General features: G+C 67.5%; 20 protein-coding genes. 18 read left to right on the forward strand and 2 right to left on the reverse strand.

Going from position 1 to position 20,176, the window contains the following annotated elements; translation table 11 throughout:
- The first annotated feature begins 196 nt into the window (after positions 1-196).
- Positions 197-775, forward strand: coding sequence for a hypothetical protein (locus IE325_RS31560; RefSeq protein ID WP_190073531.1), 579 nt, complete (start codon positions 197-199; stop codon positions 773-775).
- Between the two features lie 58 nt (positions 776-833).
- Here IE325_RS31560 and IE325_RS31565 read toward each other — a convergent pair whose 3' ends face one another.
- Complete coding sequence (locus tag IE325_RS31565; RefSeq protein ID WP_190073532.1) at positions 834-1,139, reverse strand: ferredoxin; 306 nt, start codon at positions 1,137-1,139, stop codon at positions 834-836.
- 245 nt (positions 1,140-1,384) lie between these two features.
- Between IE325_RS31565 and arc the strand changes: the two genes are divergently transcribed.
- The 6 genes from arc (at position 1,385) to prcA (ending at position 7,542) form a co-directional block, all read left to right on the forward strand.
- On the forward strand, positions 1,385-3,151 hold the full coding sequence (arc, locus tag IE325_RS31570) for a proteasome ATPase (protein ID WP_190073533.1): 1,767 nt from the start codon (positions 1,385-1,387) through the stop codon (positions 3,149-3,151).
- A gap of 245 nt (positions 3,152-3,396) precedes the next feature.
- On the forward strand, positions 3,397-4,908 hold the full coding sequence (gene dop, locus IE325_RS31575) for a depupylase/deamidase Dop (RefSeq protein ID WP_350896058.1): 1,512 nt from the start codon (positions 3,397-3,399) through the stop codon (positions 4,906-4,908).
- A gap of 189 nt (positions 4,909-5,097) precedes the next feature.
- Entirely contained in the window at positions 5,098-5,316 is a 219-nt protein-coding gene (locus IE325_RS31580) for a ubiquitin-like protein Pup (RefSeq protein WP_030955201.1), read from the forward strand.
- Positions 5,317-5,322: 6 nt separating this feature from the next.
- On the forward strand, positions 5,323-5,913 hold the full coding sequence (locus tag IE325_RS31585; RefSeq protein ID WP_190073534.1) for an endonuclease VII domain-containing protein: 591 nt from the start codon (positions 5,323-5,325) through the stop codon (positions 5,911-5,913).
- Positions 5,865-6,710, forward strand: coding sequence for a proteasome subunit beta (prcB, locus tag IE325_RS31590; RefSeq protein ID WP_190073535.1), 846 nt, complete (start codon positions 5,865-5,867; stop codon positions 6,708-6,710). The genes IE325_RS31585 and prcB overlap by 49 nt, the downstream gene beginning before the upstream one ends.
- A 61-nt stretch (positions 6,711-6,771) precedes the next feature.
- On the forward strand, positions 6,772-7,542 hold the full coding sequence (gene prcA / locus IE325_RS31595) for a proteasome subunit alpha (protein ID WP_190073536.1): 771 nt from the start codon (positions 6,772-6,774) through the stop codon (positions 7,540-7,542).
- A gap of 80 nt (positions 7,543-7,622) precedes the next feature.
- Here prcA and IE325_RS31600 read toward each other — a convergent pair whose 3' ends face one another.
- Complete coding sequence (locus tag IE325_RS31600; protein WP_190073537.1) at positions 7,623-8,639, reverse strand: LacI family DNA-binding transcriptional regulator; 1,017 nt, start codon at positions 8,637-8,639, stop codon at positions 7,623-7,625.
- A gap of 96 nt (positions 8,640-8,735) precedes the next feature.
- Between IE325_RS31600 and IE325_RS31605 the strand changes: the two genes are divergently transcribed.
- The 11 genes from IE325_RS31605 (at position 8,736) to IE325_RS31655 (ending at position 20,169) form a co-directional block, all read left to right on the forward strand.
- Positions 8,736-9,995: an MFS transporter gene (locus IE325_RS31605; protein ID WP_190073538.1), complete on the forward strand. Its 1,260-nt coding sequence runs from the start codon at positions 8,736-8,738 to the stop codon at positions 9,993-9,995.
- A 9-nt stretch (positions 9,996-10,004) separates the two neighbouring features.
- Positions 10,005-11,366: a Pup--protein ligase gene (pafA, locus tag IE325_RS31610; RefSeq protein WP_028801611.1), complete on the forward strand. Its 1,362-nt coding sequence runs from the start codon at positions 10,005-10,007 to the stop codon at positions 11,364-11,366.
- 187 nt (positions 11,367-11,553) lie between these two features.
- Entirely contained in the window at positions 11,554-12,534 is a 981-nt protein-coding gene (locus IE325_RS31615; RefSeq protein ID WP_190073539.1) for an FKBP-type peptidyl-prolyl cis-trans isomerase, read from the forward strand.
- 56 nt (positions 12,535-12,590) lie between these two features.
- Entirely contained in the window at positions 12,591-12,962 is a 372-nt protein-coding gene (locus IE325_RS31620; protein WP_190073540.1) for an FKBP-type peptidyl-prolyl cis-trans isomerase, read from the forward strand.
- Positions 12,963-13,120: 158 nt separating this feature from the next.
- Positions 13,121-14,074, forward strand: a complete 954-nt coding sequence (locus IE325_RS31625; protein ID WP_190073541.1) for a helix-turn-helix transcriptional regulator — start codon at positions 13,121-13,123, stop codon at positions 14,072-14,074.
- 19 nt (positions 14,075-14,093) lie between these two features.
- A complete protein-coding gene (locus IE325_RS31630; RefSeq protein ID WP_190073542.1) occupies positions 14,094-15,134 on the forward strand; it encodes a helix-turn-helix transcriptional regulator in 1,041 nt (346 codons plus the stop codon).
- On the forward strand, positions 15,131-15,424 hold the full coding sequence (locus IE325_RS31635; protein ID WP_190073543.1) for a hypothetical protein: 294 nt from the start codon (positions 15,131-15,133) through the stop codon (positions 15,422-15,424). The genes IE325_RS31630 and IE325_RS31635 overlap by 4 nt, the downstream gene beginning before the upstream one ends.
- A 20-nt stretch (positions 15,425-15,444) precedes the next feature.
- On the forward strand, positions 15,445-15,639 hold the full coding sequence (locus IE325_RS31640; RefSeq protein ID WP_190073544.1) for a hypothetical protein: 195 nt from the start codon (positions 15,445-15,447) through the stop codon (positions 15,637-15,639).
- Between the two features lie 260 nt (positions 15,640-15,899).
- On the forward strand, positions 15,900-16,193 hold the full coding sequence (gene tatA, locus IE325_RS31645; protein ID WP_190073545.1) for a Sec-independent protein translocase subunit TatA: 294 nt from the start codon (positions 15,900-15,902) through the stop codon (positions 16,191-16,193).
- Between the two features lie 47 nt (positions 16,194-16,240).
- A complete protein-coding gene (gene tatC / locus IE325_RS31650; protein ID WP_190073546.1) occupies positions 16,241-17,194 on the forward strand; it encodes a twin-arginine translocase subunit TatC in 954 nt (317 codons plus the stop codon).
- Positions 17,195-17,316: 122 nt separating this feature from the next.
- Positions 17,317-20,169 carry a DEAD/DEAH box helicase gene (locus IE325_RS31655; RefSeq protein ID WP_190073599.1) on the forward strand — a complete coding sequence of 951 codons (2,853 nt, stop codon included), beginning with the start codon at positions 17,317-17,319 and terminating at the stop codon, positions 20,167-20,169.
- Positions 20,170-20,176: the final 7 nt, after the last annotated feature.

The raw sequence follows: 20,176 nt of genomic DNA on the forward strand, positions 1-20,176 counted from the left end.
CCCACCACAGCGCCTTTTCGTTGACACGCCGCCGACGAACAACACATCCAAACGGCACACACCCCGGACGCCCCACCGATCGGGCCGACATCCGGCACCGGAACTCCACACCCCCGGCGTTCCCCCACACTGTGACGTGTGGCACGATGCTGGCCACCCACCCCCACCGGCACAGCCCTCACAGGAGACGCTCCTAGTGCAGCAATCCGCCGTCCCGGAACTGGCACACACCCACACCCGCCCCATCCACTGGCTCGCCACCGCCACAGCGGTCGCCGGTGTCGTGGCGTTCTCCTCGATCCTCCAGCCCAACCCGGCGACAGCGGCCCAGGCAGCCGGCCCCGAAACACAGCACACCCCCGCGGCCACCACGCCCCCCGACCCCGCACACGTCGACTTCCCCCTCGAATGCGGCCCGGTCAAAGCGATCGTGGTGAAAAAGACCAGCGGAGACCTCGACGGCGACGGCAGCCCCGAAACCGTCGCCGTCGTGCACTGCGACTCCCCGATGGGCACCCCGCCCGACGGCGTCTACGTCCTCACCCACGCCAAGGACAACGCCACACCCCGCCTCGTCGCGACCCTCGTCGACCCCAAGGACAGCATCACCGTCAGTGACATCACCGTCAGCGACGGAACCATCGACGCCGAACTCCTCGGCTACTCGTCGAACGACGTACCGCGATGCTGCCCCGACGTGAAGGAAAGCCCGAAGTGGCAGTGGAAGAACGGCACGTTCGTCCGCACGACACCCTCCGATGCCCGCAGCGTCTGACCCCCGACACCGACCGCTGTGAGAAATCAGACAGTCGTAACACCCCGTGAACGCAAGGTCACTCGGCGTCCGGACCGAACACCTCGACCTTGTCCGAAACCCGACGCACATGGATGCACTCACCCGGGCACTCCCGCGCCGAATCCACCACATCCGTGAGAAGCGGCAACGGCACCGGCGTTGTAGCCCCCCTGGCCTGCAAAAGCTCCTCCTCCGAGCCCTTCACATAGGCCAGACCATCAATGTCCAGCTCGAACACCTCAGGCGCATACTGGGCACAGATCCCATCGCCGGTACAGAGATCCTGATCGATCCAGACCTCCAGCGCCCCACCCTCGACCCCGGCCGCCCGCTCCACACTCATCTCCCCTACCGCTTCCTACCCCGAGCCGAACGGGAATCCGGCCAGCTCTGACGGGTGTTGAACGCCTCGACCCTACCTTCGCCTGGGTTCCAATCATGTGCGGTGGGTATTCCCCTGGCGTGAGGGAGAGCGCAAGGGTGAAGATCGGACACACCCCGACCGTCTTTGTGATCTAGGGGTTTCAATCGACACCCACCCAGGTAGGGTCTGGAAGCGTCCAGCTCCCCTTGGAGGAGGTGAGGACCGTGGCAGCCCACGACGACGACATGAACCGCGGCATCCGCCCGGGACGAGGGTCCGAGGACCCGGCCGGGCAGATCGCCTACCTTGAGCAGGAGATCGCCGTCCTGCGACGCAAGCTCGCCGACTCTCCGCGACACACGAGGATTCTCGAAGAGCGGATCGTCGAACTGCAGACGAACCTGGCCGGCGTATCCGCACAGAACGAGCGACTCGCGAACACGCTCCGTGAGGCCCGCGACCAGATCGTGGCCCTCAAGGAAGAAGTCGACCGGCTCGCACAGCCACCGGCCGGCTTCGGTGTCTTCCTGCAAGCCAACGAGGACGGCACCGCCGACATCTTCACCGGAGGCCGCAAACTCCGCGTGAACGTCAGCCCGAGCGTCGAACTCGACGACCTCAGGCGCGGCCAGGAAGTGATGCTCAACGAAGCCCTCAACGTGGTCGAGGCCATGGAATTCGAGAGCGTCGGCGACATCGTCACCCTCAAGGAGATCCTCGAGGACGGCGAGCGCGCCCTCGTCCTCGGCCACACCGACGAAGAACGAGTCGTACGGCTCGCCGAACCACTGCGCGGCGTGAACATCCGCCCCGGCGACGCCCTGCTCCTCGAACCCCGCTCCGGCTACGTCTACGAGATCGTTCCCAAGAGCGAGGTCGAAGAACTCGTCCTCGAAGAAGTACCCGACATCGGCTACGAGCAGATCGGCGGCCTCGGCGGCCAGATCGAAGCCATCCGCGACGCGGTCGAGCTCCCGTACCTCTACCCCGACCTGTTCAAGGAGCACGAACTGCGCCCGCCCAAGGGCGTCCTGCTCTACGGTCCGCCCGGATGCGGCAAGACACTCATCGCCAAGGCCGTCGCCAACTCACTGGCGAAGAAGGTCGCCGAAGTCACCGGCGTGGCCGCGGGCAAGAGCTTCTTCCTCAACATCAAGGGCCCCGAACTCCTCAACAAGTACGTCGGCGAGACCGAGCGGCAGATCCGCCTCGTCTTCCAGCGTGCCCGTGAGAAGGCTTCGGAAGGCACACCCGTCATCGTCTTCTTCGACGAGATGGAATCCCTGTTCCGCACCCGCGGCTCCGGCGTCAGCTCAGACGTGGAAAACACCATCGTCCCCCAGCTGCTCGCTGAGATCGACGGCGTCGAAGGCCTCCAGAACGTGGTCGTGATCGGCGCCTCCAACCGCGAGGACATGATCGACCCCGCCATCCTGCGCCCCGGCCGCCTGGACGTGAAGATCAAGATCGAACGTCCCGACGCCGAGGCCGCCAAGGACATCTTCGGCAAGTACCTCACAGAACGCCTCCCCCTGCACTCCGAAGACCTCGGAGAACACGGCGGAAGCAAGGCGACCACGGTCCAGAGCATGATCCAGACCGCCGTCGAGCAGATGTACGCCGAATCCGAGGAAAACCGCTTCCTGGAAGTGACCTACGCCAACGGCGACAAGGAAGTCCTCTACTTCAAGGACTTCAACTCCGGCGCCATGATCGAAAACATCGTCGGCCGCGCCAAGAAAATGGCGATCAAGGACTTCCTCGAACACAACCAGAAGGGCCTCCGCGTCTCCCACCTCCTCCAGGCCTGTGTGGACGAGTTCAAGGAGAACGAGGACCTGCCCAACACCACCAACCCGGACGACTGGGCCCGGATCTCCGGCAAGAAGGGCGAGCGGATCGTCTACATCCGCACCCTCATCACCGGAAAGCAGGGCGCGGACACCGGACGCTCCATCGACACGGTGGCCAACACCGGTCAGTACCTGTAAAAAACAGGGCGGCTGCGGGTGCCCTCACCGGGTACCCGCAGCCCACTGTTTTTCCGGCCACGACCGGAACACGAGGCGTGCAAGGCAATGACGCAAATGATCTCCCCACCAGGGCAAAGGCGCTCTAGGCTCTTCCGTACCGCCAAGTCGCGCAGTGCGGGGACGGGCACCGCACACGCAACCGAGCGCCAGCGGTACTTGTGCGACGCCCACGACCGAGGGTGCCGCCGGGCAAGGAGGGCCGCATGACCGTACGGCGAGTAATGGGCATCGAGACGGAGTACGGGATCTCCGTCCCCGGCCACCCCAACGCCAATGCCATGCTCACCTCATCCCAGATCGTCAACGCCTACGCGGCGGCGATGCACCGGGCCCGCCGGGCCCGCTGGGACTTCGAGGAGGAGAACCCGCTGCGCGACGCGCGAGGCTTCGACCTCGCCCGCGAGGCCGCCGACGCCAGCCAGCTCACCGACGAGGACATCGGCCTCGCGAACGTCATCCTCACCAACGGCGCACGGCTCTACGTCGACCATGCCCACCCCGAATACAGCGCCCCCGAGGTAACCAACCCCCGCGACGCCGTCCTCTGGGACAAGGCCGGCGAACGCATCATGGCCGAAGCCGCCGAACGCGCCGCCCAGCTCCCCGGCGCCCAGCCCATCCACCTCTACAAGAACAACACCGACAACAAGGGCGCCTCCTACGGCACACACGAGAACTACCTGATGAAGCGGGAAACCCCCTTCTCGGACATCGTGCGCCACCTCACGCCCTTCTTCGTCTCCCGCCAGGTCGTCACCGGCGCCGGCCGCGTCGGCATCGGCCAGGACGGCCACGAACACGGCTTCCAGCTCAGCCAGCGAGCCGACTACTTCGAGGTCGAGGTAGGACTCGAGACAACGCTCAAGCGGCCCATCATCAACACCCGCGACGAGCCGCACGCGGACGCCGAGAAATACCGCCGCCTCCACGTGATCATCGGCGACGCGAACCTCTCCGAGATCTCGACCTACCTCAAACTGGGCACCACGGCCCTGGTCCTCTCCATGATCGAGGACGGCTTCATCGCCGTCGACCTCGCCGTCGACCAGCCCGTACGCACCCTCCACCAGGTCTCCCACGACCCGACCCTCAAGCGCCTGATCACACTCCGCAGCGGCCGCACACTGACCGCGGTACAGCTCCAGATGGAGTACTACGAGCTGTCCCGCAAATACGTCGAGGAACGCTTCGGCGCGGACGCCGACGACCAGACCAAGGACGTCCTGAGCAGGTGGGAGGACACCCTCAACCGCCTCGAAAGCGACCCCATGAGCCTCGCAGGCGAACTCGACTGGGTCGCCAAACGAGAACTCATGGAGGGCTACCGCCGCCGCGACGGCCTCGACTGGGACGCCGCCAAGCTCCACCTCCTCGACCTCCAGTACGCCGACGTACGCCCCGAGAAGGGCCTCTACAACCGCCTCGTCGCCCGCGGCCGCATCAAGCGCCTCCTGGACGAGGAAACCGTGCAGCGGGCGCAGGTGAAGCCGCCGGAGGACACCCGGGCCTACTTCCGCGGCCGCTGCCTGGAGCAATACGCCGACGACGTAGCCGCGGCCTCCTGGGACTCGGTCATCTTCGACCTGCCCGGCCGCGACTCCCTCCAACGCGTTCCAACCCTCGAACCGCTTCGCGGAACGCGAAATCACGTCAAGGAGCTCCTGGACCGCTGCCGCACCGCGGAAGACCTGGTCAGGGTCCTCTCGGGCGGCTGACTGGGTACCCGGAAGGCACCGGCCGAACAGGGTGGAAAACCCGGCGTCCGGGAATCATCGAGGTGGCCCCCGTACGTTGGAGAAACTGCGGGGCCGATGTCAGACCCGGCTTGTAGGGTCTGATCATCACCGATCGGCAGGAAAGCCGACCTGTCGACCATGTCGGGCGAACTGAGCGGGGTGAGGGATATGGCAACCAAGGACACCGGCGGCGGACAGCAGAAGGCCACGCGCTCTACTGAGGAGGTCGAGGAGCAGGCGGCGGAGACGCAGGCTTCTGAGGACCTCAAGGAGCGACAGGAGAAGCTGAGCGACGACGTGGACTCCGTCCTGGACGAAATCGATGATGTGCTCGAAGAGAACGCCGAGGATTTCGTGAGGTCATTTGTCCAAAAGGGTGGGGAATAATAGCAAATGTCCGAATCGAGTGTCGGGAAGCGATGCTCGGCATGCAAGCGGACACTCCCCACCAGCGCATTCGCGGCCAACAGGTCCAAGCTCGACAGGCTCCAGGACCGTTGCCGCGAATGCGGGGCAGGGGCCTACCGGCGTCGCCGGGAAGCTCAGGGCAAGAAGGTTCGTCGTGTGGACGTACCCGAGGGGCACAAGCACTGCCTGGGGTGCGATGAGGTCAAGCCGTGGAGTCAGTGGCATCGCAACGCGTCGGCCTCTGACGGGCTGTCGACTCGCTGCAAGGCGTGTCGAGCCAATGCGGGGCGTGAGCGTCATCTGAAGCGCCAATACGGCCTCACCGAAGCCGAGCGGGACGAGATGGTCGCCTCTCAGATGGGGCTGTGCGTGATCTGTCTGAAGGCTCCGGCCGTGCATGTGGATCACTGCCATAAGACGGGTAGGGTCCGTGGCGTACTGTGCTTCAACTGCAATTCGGCCATCGGCAAGTTGGGCGACGATCCCGACGCCGTCCGCCGGGCCGCCGCTTACTTGGAAGGAATCGCGTGGAAGCCAACACTCGTAGCACCGGGCGTCTACCAGCTGCCTTCCTGACGCCTGGGTCGTCCTCGTTCATGGACTTTCTCTCCGACCATCAGCCGGAGCTGCTGCCCGGTAAGCGTCAACTGCCGCCCACGCAGGGCGTGATCGAGGCGCCGCATGGGACGACCATCGTGGCGGTGACGTTCCCCGGGGGTGTCGTCCTCGCTGGTGACCGGCGGGCCACCATGGGGAATGTGATCGCGCAGCGCGATATCGAGAAGGTGTTCCCGGCTGATGAGTACTCGGCGGTCGGTATCGCCGGCACCGCCGGTCTCGCCGTGGAGATGGTGAAGCTGTTCCAGTTGGAGCTGGAGCACTTCGAGAAGGTCGAGGGTGCGCAGCTGTCGCTGGAGGGTAAGGCGAATCGGCTGTCGACGATGATCCGGTCGAATCTGGGCATGGCGATGCAGGGGCTGGCTGTGGTGCCGTTGTTCGCCGGGTATGACGTGGACCGGGACAAGGGGCGGATCTTCTCCTACGACGTGACCGGTGGTCGTTCTGAGGAGCAGGGGTTCGCTGCGACCGGTTCGGGGTCGATCTTCGCGCGTGGGGCGATGAAGAAGCTCTTCCGTGGTGATCTCACCGAGGCCGAGGCGACGACTCTGGTGGTGCAGGCCCTCTACGACGCGGCTGACGACGATTCGGCGACCGGTGGTCCCGATGTCGCCCGCCGGATCTATCCGATCGTCACGGTGATCACCGAGGACGGTTTCCGTCGGTTGGGCGATGACGAGTCTTCCGAGATCGCTCGTTCGATTCTGGAGCGGCGTCTGGAGCAGCCTGACGGTCCGCGGGCCGCGCTGCTGTAGGTGGCGGGTTCGGTCTTTTCTAGGTGATCCTGTGATTTCGACAGAAAGGGACGGATAACCGGTGTCGACGCCGTTCTATGTCTCCCCGCAGCAGGCGATGGCCGATCGGGCGGAGTATGCCCGTAAGGGGATTGCCCGTGGTCGCAGCCTGGTGGTGCTGCAGTATGCCGACGGCATCGTGTTCGTCGGCGAGAACCCGTCCCGTGCGCTGCACAAGTTCAGTGAGATCTATGACCGGATCGGCTTCGCGGCGGCCGGTAAGTACAACGAGTACGAGAATCTCCGGATCGGTGGTGTGCGGTACGCGGATCTGCGGGGTTACACCTACGACCGGGATGATGTGACCGCGCGGGGTCTGGCGAACGTCTACGCGCAGACGTTGGGCACGATCTTCTCTTCGGCGGCTGAGAAGCCGTATGAGGTGGAGTTGGTGGTCGCTGAGGTGGGTGAGACGCCTGAGGGTGATCAGATCTATCGGTTGCCGCATGACGGGTCGATCGTGGATGAGCACGGTTCGGTCGCTGTGGGTGGCAATGCGGAACTGATCAGTAATTATCTGGATCAGCGTCATCAGGACGGTATGAGTCTTGCCGAGGCGTTGAAGTTGGCTGTGCAGGCGCTGTCGCGTGAGTCGAACGGTACGCAGCGGGAGATTCCGGCTGAGCGGCTGGAGGTCGCGGTGCTGGATCGTACGCGTCCGCAGTCGCGGAAGTTCAAGCGTGTCGTGGGTCGTCAGCTCGATCGGTTGTTGGAGGCCGGTGGTGCGGCGACGGAGGCGGAGAGCGCTGATGACGGGGAGGGCTCGGAGGAGTCCGGCGCTTCTGAGGAGTAGTCCCCGGGTTTTTCGATCTTGTTCGCCCGTTCTGTGCCCTGGCCGAGTGTTCGGTCGGGGCACAGGGCGTTTCGGGGGGCTCAGGGCGTGCTGGGTGGGGCTGTGGAGCCTCGTACGACCAGTTGGACGGGAATGTCGCCGGCGGTGGGTTCGCGGCCTTCCAGGACGGCCAGGAGGGCTTGCATGCCGCGTTCGCCGAACTGTTCGGCGTCGAGTCGTACGGTGGTGAGTTCGGGGTCGATGGCGGTGGCGAGGGCGAGGTCGTCGAGGCCGGTGACGGAGATGTCGTCGGGGATGCGCAGGCCGAGGCGGCGTACGGCTTTGTAGGCGCCGGCGGCGAGTTTGTCGTCGTCGCAGATGATCGCGGTGGGGCGGGGGCCTTTGGCGGCGAGGGCGGTGGCCGCGGCGTCGCGGGCGTCTTCGATGGTGATGGGTGCGCGGACGGTGAGCAGTGAGGTGCCGGGTACTTGGCCGATGCGGGTGGCGAGCTCGCGTGCGCGTACTTCGAAGGTCCATGAGGCGATGTCGGCGGCGAGGTGGAGGAAGCGGCGGTGGCCTAGGCCGAGCAGGTGTTCGGTGACCTGGCGGACGCCGTCGGTGATGTCGAGGTTGACGGTGGCGGCGCCGAGGCTGCCTTCGGGGTCGCTGTCGAGCATGACGAGGGGGAGTTGGTCGCCGTGGATGGCGGTGAGGGCGTCGGCGGCCATGGAGGAGGCGATGACGCCGTCGAGGGCGGCCTGGGCGGAGGCGAAGGGGTCGCGGGCGGGGCCGATGCCTTCGGGGGAGGGGTAGAGGACGACGCCGAAGCCGTGCTGGGCGGCGATGCGGGCGGCGCCGGTGTAGACGCCGGCGAAGAATTCGGTGGTGAGGGCGGGGACCACGAGGAGTACGGTGCGGGTGTGGCCGAGGCGCAGGTTTCGGGCGGCGAGGTTGGGTCGGTAGCCGAGTTCGCGGGCTGCCTGGCGTACGCGTTCGGCTGTGGTTTCGGCGACGCGGCCGCGCCATTTGTCTCCGAGGACGAGGGAGACCGCGGCCTGGGAGACGCCTGCGGCCTGGGCGACGTCCCGGCTGGTGGGGCGGGTGCTGCCGTGTGCCACCGTTGGCCTGCTCTTTCGTCTGGACGTGTGAACAGCGCACATGGTACGTATGACGAAGGAAGTTATACGTAAAACTTGTGGAGGGCGGCGCGGCCGATGACCGGTGCGTACGTGGAGATCCTCAGGGCGAGGCATGCCGCCCGGCTGCTGGTCGGCACGCTGGTGGGGCGGTTGCCGAACGCGGTGGCGGCGCTGGCGATCGTGCTGTTCGTGCGGGCGGAGGGCGGTTCGTACAGCCTGGCCGGTGGCCTGGCGGCGGTGTACGGGGTCGCCAATGCGGTTGGTCAGCCGTTGCTGGGGCGTCTGGTGGACCTGTACGGGCAGCCGAGGGTGCAGTTGCCGGCCGCGGTGGCGTCGGCGCTGGCGATGGCGGTGTTCGCGTTCGTCGGTATCGATCCGCTGTCGCTCGCCTATGCGGCGGTGGCGGCCTCCGGTCTGTTCACGCCGCCGCTGGAGGGTGGTCTGCGGGCGCTGTGGGGGTCGGTGCTGCACAAGGAGGGCCAGGTCCATACGGCGTATGCGATGGACGCGGTGGCGCAGGAAGTCATGTTCACCGTGGGTCCGTTGCTGCTGACGCTGTGCGCGTCGTTGTGGTCGGCGCAGGCGGCGCTGCTGGTGCTGAATGTGATCGGGGTGCTGGGGGCGTTGTCGGTGGTGGTGTCGCCGCCTTCGCGCGCGTGGCGTTCGGCGCCGCGTGAGGCGCACTGGCTGGGGGCGCTGCGTTCGGCGGGGCTGCTGGCGCTGCTGGCGTCGTTCCTGTTCGTGGGGGTGGCGATGGGGTCGATCGCGGTGGCGGCGGTGTCGTACGCGGACGATCACGGCGGTGATGTGGTGTACGGCTGGCTGATGGCTGGCCTGGGGCTAGGTGCGCTGGTCGGTGGCACGGTGTACGGGGCGCGGCAGTGGGGTGGTGAGCCGGCGCGGCGACTGCGGTGGCTGGTGGCGCTTCTGGCGGTGTGTTATCTGCCGCTGATGCTGATGCCGGGTGCGTTCGCGATGACGCTGCTGGCGGTGCTCGCGGGGGTGTTCCTGGCGCCGTGTATCGCGTGTGCGTTCGTGCTGGTGGACCGGCATGCGCCGCGGGGGACGGTCACCGAGGCGTTCTCCTGGCTTGTGACGACGTTCACGGTGGGTGCGTCGGTGGGAACGGGGCTGGCGGGGCCGGTCGTCGAGGCGGGCGGGGCCTTCTGGGGGTTCGCCGTGCCGGGTGGCGCGGGGGCGGTGTCGTTGCTGGTCCTGATGGCCACGGGGCGGGTCCTCGCAGCTCCCGGCAGGGGTGCGGTGGTTGCGGCTTCATCGGAAAATGATCCAAACCGTGCTGTCGAACCCCGTTTCAGCTCAGGGGATCGGGCGTAATGTTCAGTCATGGACCGCCGCATTTTCGGGCTGGAGAACGAGTACGGCGTCACGTGCACGTTCAGGGGACAGCGCCGCCTGTCGCCTGACGAGGTGGCGCGGTACCTCTTCCGCCGTGTCGTGTCATGGGGCCGTAGCAGCAATGTCTTTCTGCGAAACGGCGCCCGGCTTTATCTCGACGTGGGATCGCATCCGGAATACGCGACACCCGAATGTGACAACGTGACCGAACTGGTCACCCACGACAAGGCCGGCGAGCGCATTCTCGAAGGACTCCTGGTGGACGCCGAACGACGCCTGCACGAGGAGGGAATCGCGGGCGACGTCTACCTCTTCAAGAACAACACCGACTCGGCGGGCAACTCCTACGGTTGCCACGAGAACTATCTCGTGGCGCGGCATGGGGAGTTCTCCCGGCTCGCGGACATTCTCATTCCGTTCCTGGTCACCAGGCAGCTTCTCTGTGGTGCCGGCAAGGTGCTGCAGACCCCGCGTGGCGCGGTGTACTGCGTCAGTCAGCGGGCGGAGCACATCTGGGAGGGCGTGTCGTCGGCGACGACACGTTCGCGGCCGATCATCAACACGCGCGACGAGCCGCACGCGGACGCGGAGCGCTACCGGCGTCTGCATGTCATCGTGGGCGACTCGAACATGTCCGAGACGACGATGCTGCTGAAGGTCGGCGCGACCGATCTGGTGCTGCGCATGATCGAGGCGGGCACGGTGATGCGGGATCTGACCCTGGAGAACCCGATCCGGGCGATCCGTGAGGTCAGTCATGACATCACGGGCCGGCGCAAGGTGCGTCTGGCCAGTGGCCGGGAGGCCTCGGCGCTTGAGGTGCAGCGCGAGTACTACGAGAAGGCCGTGGACTTCTGTGAGCGCCGCGGTATCCGTACGGGCACGGTCGAGCAGGTCCTGGAGCTGTGGGGCCGCACGCTGGACGCGATCGAGGCCGAGGACCTCGACCGGATCGGCACCGAGATCGACTGGGTGATGAAGTACAAGCTCATCGAGCGGTACCGGGCCAAGCACAACATGACCATGTCGCATCCGCGGGTCGCGCAGATAGACCTCGCGTACCACGACATCCATCGGCGTCGTGGTCTGTACTACCTGCTGGAGAAGAAGGGTCAAGCGGCGCGTATCTGCAACGACTTGAAGATCTTCGAGGGCAAGTCCGTTCCGCCGCAGACGACTCGGGCCCGGCTGCGCGGTGACTTCATCCGCAGGGCCCAGGAGCAGCGCCGGGACTTCACCGTGGACTGGGTGCATCTGAAGCTCAATGACCAGGCGCAGCGCACGGTGTTGTGCAAGGACCCGTTCCGTTCGGTGGACGACCGGGTGGAGAAGCTGATCGCCGGTATGTGACCGGATCGTCTGGACGCCCGGTGCCCGGAGGTGTGGATACCTCCGGGCACCGGGCGTTTTCCTGTGGTTCTGCCGTGAGACTTGTCACCGTTCCGGTCGGCGGCGTGTCGTGCGGTGGCCGGTTTCGGAAGGGCGTACGTCGTAAAGTGGCGGCCATTGCCCACCACCCCCTAGCCCAGTGGGACTGATGAACTACAAGACGAAACGCCGCGTCGCGGCGCTGCTGGCCGTGCCCGCCCTGTTGTTCTCCGCCGCGTGCGGTTCGGACGGTGACAGCGACGGGGCGCAGTCGGGAGCGGTCGCCGAGGTCGATGGAAAGGCCGGGGAGAAGCCCGAGATCTCCACCCCCAAGGACGGCGAGCCGTCCTCGAAGACCGTGGTCGAGACGGTCTCGGAGGGTGACGGGACCGCGATCAAGGCCTCCGACTTCGTCCGGCTGGACTGGACGGTCGAGAAGTGGGGCGACTCCAAGGAGCTCGGTGGCACCTGGCAGACCCAGTCGACCGGCTCCGGCACGCCCCGGCCGCAGTCCGTGGAGCAGATCGGCAAGCAGAGCCAGCAGCTGCCCCCGAAGGTCCTCGATGCCGTCAAGGGGAAGAAGCCGGGCAGCCGGATCCTGGTGCAGGGCACCGCGGGTGATCTGATCGGGGAGGGTCTCAACACCTCCTCCGGCATCGCCAAGAAGGATGTGCTGATCTGGGTGCTCGATGTGTCCGGTGCCGCGAGTGTCGACGCCAAGGCCGAGGCCAAGGGTGAGCAGGCGGCCTCGGCGGAGGGCATGCCCGAGGTGAAGGCTCCGTCGCAGAAGGCGGCGACGATCACCATCCCCAAGGGCGCGAAGGCCCCCAAGGGCCTCGAGCAGCAGGTGCTGATCAAGGGTGACGGCAAGAAGGTCGAGGCCGGACAGGGCCTGATCGCCCAGTACACCGGGGTGAAGTGGGAGGACGGCAAGAAGTTCGACTCCTCCTGGGACCACGGTGGCGCGACCGCCTTCCAGATCGGCACCGGTTCCGTGGTGCAGGGCTGGGACAAGGGCCTCGTCGGCAAGAACGTGGGTGACCGGGTGCTGCTGGTGATTCCGCCCTCGCTCGGTTACGGCGCGAACCCCAGCAGTGAGCTGGCCAAGAACACACTGGTCTTCGTGGTGGATATCCTCGGAGTCGTCTGACCGAGGTGTCTCTGAGAGGCTTCCGCGTCTCAGGTCACGCAACAAGGAGTGATGAAGTGAGCATCGACAAGCCCGAGATCGACTTCCCGGGCGGCGAGCCCCCGGCGGACCTCGAGATCAAGGACATCTGGGAGGGCGACGGCGCGGTCGCGCAGGCGGGTCAGACCGTCACCGTGCACTACGTGGGCGTGTCCTTCAGCACCGGTGAGGAGTTCGACGCCAGCTGGAACCGCGGTACGCCGTTCCGTTTCCCGCTCGGCGGCGGCCGGGTCATCAAGGGCTGGGACCAGGGCGTGCAGGGCATGAAGGTCGGCGGCCGCCGTCAGCTGACCATTCCGGCGCACCTCGCCTACGGCAACCAGAGCCCGACGCCGGCGATCAAGCCCGGCGAGACCCTGATCTTCGTGGTCGACCTGCTCGGTGTCTGATCCTCGCGGCCGATCGGTGAACGACTGATCGGCTCGCGACCGGACCCGACTACCTGGGGCCCATGCCTGTGCGGGCATGGGCCCTCGGCTTTTGCCACGCCACTGCGGGGCGGTACGGTCATCGTCCGTAAGCACCATAGGGAAGGCGAAGGGCGTCGATGGCCATTGCCAAGGCCGAGCGGCTCATGAACCTGGCGCTGTGTCTGCTCGGGACGCGGCGGCCGCTGAGCAAGCGCGAGCTGCGTGAGTCCATCGAGGCCTATCTCGAGGCCGGCTCCGACGACTCCTTCAACCGGATGTTCGAGCGCGACAAGGACGATCTGCGCGAGCTCGGTCTGGTCATCGAGACCGTGGAGAACCTCGACGGCGAGGTCGGCTATCTGGCCCGCCGTGACAGCAACCGCCTCCCGCCGATCACCCTCGACGCCGAGGAGGCCGCCGCGCTGGGGCTGGCGGCCAAGGTGTGGCAGCAGGCCCGGCTGGCGGGCGCGGCCAGCGGGGCGATGCAGAAGCTGCGTGCCGCGGGGCTGCCTGAGGATGTCGATCCGTATGAGGCGCATGGTGCGCTGGAGCCCCGTATCCCTGTGCACGAGGCGGCGTTCGAGCCGCTGATGCTGGCCTGCCGGGATCGCCGTCCGGTCGTCTTCGACTACCGCAAGGCCACCGCCGCGCGCCCCGAGCAGCGTCATGTGGAGCCCTGGGCGCTGGAGTGCTGGCGCGGGCACTGGTATCTGGCGGGCTGGGACCGGGACCGCGGTGCGGAGCGGGTGTTCCGGCTGTCCCGGATCACCGGCAAGGTGCGCAGCCGCAGTGGCCGTTTCACCGCCGAGGTCCCCGATGTGGTCACCGTGCGGGAGACCGTGGCGAGCTGGGCGGGGGAGACCGCCACCCGCTCCGCGCTGATCCGGCTGCGCACGGACGCCGGGTACCCCCTTCGGGCGAAGGCCACGGCGGTTCGGGAACTCGGCGAAGGCTGGGACGAGTTGGCGATTCCGTACGGCCATGGGCTGGATGCCTGGCTGGTGGAGTTCGGGCCGGACGTGGTGGTGCTGGAGCCCGCCGAGTTGCGGGCCGATGTGGTGGACCGGCTGCGTGCCGTGGCCAAGGGCTGAGGGGGAGCGGAGCGAGACAGTGGCAGGCAAACCGGTCAGGCCCGCGAGCGCCATCGACCAGACCCGGCGGATGCTCTCGCTGGTGACGTATCTGAGGGAGCGTCCCGGCGCGCGCGTCGAGGACGTGGCGCGTGCCTTCGGGATCTCCGAGGACGAGCTGGTCTCCGACCTGGATGTGCTGCCCATGTGCGGCACCAGCTTCCGCGGCGGCGATCTCCTCGACATCGACACCGACGGCGAGCGCATCTGGTGGCACAACCCCGACGACGTCGCCGAGCCGCTGCGTATCGCCGCCGACGAGGCGACGGCGCTGCTGGTGGCGGCGCGTGCCGTGTCCACGCTGCCCGGGCTGCGGGAGAGCGACCGGCAGGCGCTGCTGCGGGCGACGGCCAAGGTGGAGGCCGCGTCGGGCGAGGCGGCCGGTGCCAGCGCCCGCCTCTCGGTCACCTTCGAGTCCGAGGGCGGTGTCTTCGCCGACGTCGACCGGGCGATCTCCGAGCGGCGCCGGCTGTGGATCCGCTACTACTCCCCGGCCCGTGACGAGCTCACCGAGCGCGAGATCGACCCCATCCGCCTGGTCAGCGTCGGTCACACCTATGTCGAGGCCTGGTGCCGGCGTTCCGAGGCGCGGCGCACCTTCCGGCTCGACCGGGTCGCCGAGATCAAGATCCTCGACGAGCCGTCCGCGCCGCCCGAGGTGGAGCTGCGGGATCTGTCCGAGGGGCTGGTGCAGCCCGCCGCGGAGGACCCGGAGGTCGTCGTCGAGGTCGGTCCTGGCGGGCGCTGGGTCGCCGAGTACTACCCCCATGACAGCGCGGATGAGCTGGCGGACGGCGGGCTGCGTATCACTTTGCGCACACCCGACCCCGCGTCGCTGCGGCGGCTGGCCCTGCGGCTGGGCCGTGACGGCCGGATCGTGTCGCCGCCGGAGCTGGCCGACAGCGCCCGGCATGCGGCCCGCGACGCCCTGGCCGCGTACGACGGGGTCGAGGTGCGGGAGTCCCACGGGGCGGGTGCGGTTCAGGAGCGGCAGGACGACAGGCAGGAGCGAGGGCTTTGAGCGAGTCGGCTACGTCCGGGGTGCGGGGGATGACGGTGGCGTCGGCGTTCGCCGGGATGAGAAGCGTGGCTCCGGTGGTGTTCAAGGCGGGCTGCCCGGACTGCCGGGGCCGTTTCGAGCTCGCCGCGAGCGCCCTGCGGCTCGCGATCGGCGCGTCCAGCCGGACGACGTTCTACTCGTTCACCTGCCCCGAGTGCGGGGTCTCCGTGCGCAAGCCGGCCGGTGAGCGGATCGTCGAGCTGCTCACGGGCGGCGGGGTCAGCACCCTGCGGCTGCACTCCACGCTGTAGGACGGTCTAGGCTCGCCCTCATGTTCTGGCCGATGTTCGCGGTAGCTGTGGGTTTCGTGGGTCTCGCCGTCCTCGGTGTGCTCGCCGTGCGGGTCTTCCTGGAGGCGCAGCGTCTCGGCCGGCAGGTCACGGACTCCGCGCGCCGCATCAGCAGGGCGGTGGAGGACCTGGAGCGGGCCAGTATGAGCGCGGCGCGGGCTGTGGACTCCCTGTAGTCGCGCCAAGGATTGGGTGTGAGTCCCGGGCCGCATGCGTTTTGGGCCACTTCGCCCTGTCACCTTGGCAGGCGGGCCGGGTACGCTGCTGGTCGCGGGACGGAGAACGAGGCCCGGACCGCGGACAGGGAGTACGCACGGGGATTGCCTCACGTTTACCCCTGAGCGTTACGATCGCTGTCAACACGAGCGTTCGGACACATGTCCGACCGATCGGACAGCACCCCACCCCAGTCGCCTCGGTGAGAAGGTAAAGACTTATGTTCGGAAGGCTCGGAGCCCCCGAGATCATTCTCATCCTCGTCGTCATCATCCTGCTGTTCGGCGCGAAGAAGCTTCCGGACATGGCGCGCTCGCTCGGCAAGTCCGCCCGGATCCTGAAGAGCGAGGCCAAGGCGATGAAGGACGACAAGTCCGCCGCCCCGGCCGACCCGCCGAACACCACCGCCGGCGACGACCAGCAGCCCCCGGCTCAGCGCATCATCCAGTCCGCCCCCGGCGACGTGACCAGCTCGCGCCCGGTCACCGAGCCGACGGACACCACCAAGCGCTGACGCAGGGCCGGTGACCTCCGGCCCGCCGCACGAGATGGGAACGTGGGTTGCTGAAGTCTGCCCGCAAAGAGGAGAAGGATCCCGAGGGGCGGATGCCCCTCGCGGAACACCTTCGTGAGCTCCGCAACCGGCTCGCGAAGGCGCTGCTGGCCATCGTGATCATCACGGTCGCCGCCGCTTTCTTCTACAACGACATCATCAACTTCTTGACCAAGCCGATCCTGGACTCGATCGGCTGCGACCAGACCTTCGAGCAACTGGCCAATTCGTCCGAGGCCTCCGAGAAGTGCGCCCGGATCACGATCAACGGTCTGCTCGCGCCCTTCACGCTGGCCCTCCAGGTCTCGCTGACAGCAGGCATCGTGCTGGCCTCGCCGATCTGGCTGTACCAGCTGTGGGCCTTCGTCGCCCCGGGTCTGCACCGGCACGAGAAGAAGTACGCCTACGCCTTCGTCTTCACCGGCGCCCCGCTCTTCATCGGCGGCGCCTACTTCGCGTACTCGGTGCTGCCCACCACCGCGAAGGTGCTCATCGACTTCACCCCGAGCGGAAGCATCGACAACCTGCTCCCGCTCGACGATCTCCTCCAGCTCGTCACCCGCATGGTGATCGTCTTCGGTCTCTCCTTCGAACTGCCACTGCTGCTGGTGATGCTGAACCTGGTCGGTGCGATCACCGGCAAGCGGATGCTCGGCTGGTGGCGGGCGATGATCATGGGCATCACCGTGTTCGCGGCCGTCGCGACGCCGAGCACGGACCCGCTGAGCATGCTGGCGCTCGCCGGACCGATCTGGGTGCTGTACTTCGTGGCGGTGCTCTTCTCCCTGGTCAACGACAAGCGCAGGGGACGCCGCGAGGCCATGGGCCCCGCCGACGACGAGGCCTCCGACCTGGACCTCACCCCCGAGGACATCGGCGACGTCGAGACGGTCCCGGCACCCCGGGCGCTGCCCGAGCAGGCCAGCACGGAGCGGGTCAACGGATACGACGACGTGACCTGACGTGATCTGAGAGACGGATCTCGCGACAACGCGGCCGGGACGCCCACGGGGCGCACCCGGCCGCTCGCGTCTCGTGGTCGTGAGCTGCGCGGATCCCGGGTCTGCCGGTGCCGATCCGGATAATGATCGTCCTGTTGTCAGTGGGGCCCGGTACGCTCGAAAGCACGATGACAGAGGACCTCTCACCGGCCGAGCGGTACGCGGCAGCACGCAGGCGCGCTGCCGAGCAGGCCACCGCGCTCGCCTCATTCCGCGAGATGTACGACTTCGGCCTCGACCCCTTCCAGATCGAGGCGTGCCAGGCGCTCGAGACGGGGAAGGGCGTACTGGTGGCCGCGCCCACCGGCTCCGGCAAGACGATCGTCGGCGAGTTCGCCGTCCACCTCGCCCTGATGCAGGGCAAGAAGTGCTTCTACACGACACCCATCAAGGCGCTGTCGAACCAGAAGTACGCCGACCTGTGCCGCCGTTACGGCAACGGCATGGTCGGTCTGCTCACCGGCGACAACAGCGTCAACCCGGACGCCGCGGTGGTCGTGATGACCACCGAGGTGCTGCGGAACATGCTGTACGCCGGATCGCAGACCCTCCTCGGCCTCGGCTATGTGGTCATGGACGAGGTGCACTACCTCTCCGACCGCTTCCGTGGCGCCGTATGGGAAGAGGTGATCATCCACCTCCCCGAGTCGGTCACCCTCGTCTCGCTGTCGGCGACCGTGTCCAACGCCGAGGAGTTCGGCGACTGGCTCGACACCGTCCGCGGCGACACCGAGGTGATCGTCTCCGAGCACCGGCCCGTGCCCCTGTTCCAGCATGTGCTCGCCGGGCGGCGGATGTACGACCTGTTCGAGGAGGGCGAGGGCAGCAAGAAGGCCGTCAACCCCGACCTGATGCGGCTGGCCCGCATGGAGGCCCAGCGGCCTTCGTTCCAGGACCGCAGACGTGGCCGTGCCATGCGCGAGGCCGACCGGGAGCGGGAGCGCAGACAGCGCTCCCGGGTGTGGACGCCGGGGCGGCCCGAAGTCATCGAACGCCTCGACGCCGAGGGGCTGTTGCCCGCCATCACCTTCATCTTCAGCCGCGCCGCCTGCGAGGCCGCGGTCCAGCAGTGCCTGTACGCGGGCCTCAGGCTGAACGACGACGAGGCACGGGAAAAGGTTCGTGCCCTGGTCGAGGAGCGCACCGCGTCCATCCCGACCGAGGACCTGCACGTCCTCGGCTATTACGAGTGGCTGGAAGGCCTGGAGCGCGGCATAGCCGCTCACCACGCGGGCATGCTGCCGACCTTCAAGGAGGTCGTGGAGGAACTCTTCGTACGCGGCCTGGTCAAAGCCGTGTTCGCGACCGAGACCCTCGCCCTCGGGATCAACATGCCGGCGCGCTCGGTGGTGCTGGAGAAGCTCGTCAAGTGGAACGGCGAGCAGCACGCCGACATCACACCGGGCGAGTACACCCAGCTGACGGGCCGGGCGGGCCGTCGCGGCATCGACGTCGAGGGCCATGCCGTCGTGCTGTGGCAGCGCGGGATCAGCCCCGAGCACCTGGCCGGGCTCGCGGGCACCCGCACCTATCCGCTGCGCTCCAGCTTCAAGCCGTCGTACAACATGGCGGTCAACCTCGTCGAGCAGTTCGGCCGGCACCGCTCGCGCGAACTGCTGGAGACGTCCTTCGCACAGTTCCAGGCCGACAAGTCGGTCGTCGGGATCTCGCGCCAGGTACAGCGCAACGAGGAAGGGCTGTCCGGCTACAAGGAGTCCATGACCTGTCACCTCGGGAACTTCGAGGAGTACGCGGGCCTGCGCCGCGAACTGAAGGACCGCGAGAACGAGTTGGCCAAGCAGGGCGTCGCACAGCGCCGCGCGGAGGCCGCCGTCGCGCTGGAGAAGCTCAAGCCCGGCGATGTCATCCATGTCCCGACGGGCAAGTACGCCGGTCTGGCCCTGGTCCTTGACCCCGGGCTGCCCGCCGGCCGGTCCAACGGCCACCGCGGCTTCGAGCACCACGACGGGCCGCGCCCGCTGGTGCTGACCTCGGAGCGGCAGGTCAAGCGGCTGGCGTCGATGGACTTCCCGGTGCCCGTCGAGGCGTTGGAGCGGATGCGGATCCCGAAGTCCTTCAACCCGCGCTCCCCGCAGTCCCGTCGGGACCTGGCGTCCGCGCTGCGCTCCAAGGCCGGGCACATCGTGCCCGACCGGCACCGCAAGCGCGGCTCGCAGGCGACCGACGACCGTGAGATCGCCCGGTTGCGCAAGGCGATCCGCGCCCACCCCTGCCACGGCTGCGACGACCGTGAGGACCACGCCCGTTGGGCCGAGCGCTATCACCGGCTGATGCGTGACACCTCGCAGCTGGAGCGCCGTATCGAAGGCCGCACGAACACGATCGCGCGCACCTTCGACCGCATCGTCGCGCTGCTGACCGAGCTGGACTATCTGCGCGGCGACGAGGTCACCGAGCACGGCAAGCGGCTCGCCAGGCTCTACGGCGAACTGGACCTGCTGGCCAGTGAATGCCTGCGCGAGCGGGTGTGGGAGGGCCTCGGCCCCGCCGAACTGGCGGCCTGTGTCTCGGCGTTGGTGTACGAGGCACGGGTCGGGGACGACGCCATGGCGCCGAAGCTGCCCTCGGGCAAGGCCAAGGCCGCGCTCGGGGAGATGGTGCGGATCTGGGGCCGGTTGGACGCGCTGGAGGAGGACTTCCGGATCACCCAGTCCGAGGGCGTCGGGCAGCGCGAACCCGATCTGGGCTTCGCCTGGGCGGCGTACATGTGGGCCAGTGGCAAGGGGCTGGACGAGGTGCTCCGGGAGGCTGAGATGCCGGCCGGGGACTTTGTGCGGTGGTGCAAGCAGGTGATCGACGTGCTCGGGCAGATCGCTGCGGCTTCTCCGGTGGAGGGCTCCACCGTGACCAAGAATGCGCGTAAGGCTGTGGAAGGGCTGCTGCGGGGGGTTGTCGCCTACTCTTCGGTGGGGTGAGGCGTTC

Origin of the sequence: Streptomyces lanatus, from assembly GCF_014655715.1 — a bacterium.
GTDB lineage: Bacteria > Actinomycetota > Actinomycetes > Streptomycetales > Streptomycetaceae > Streptomyces > Streptomyces lanatus.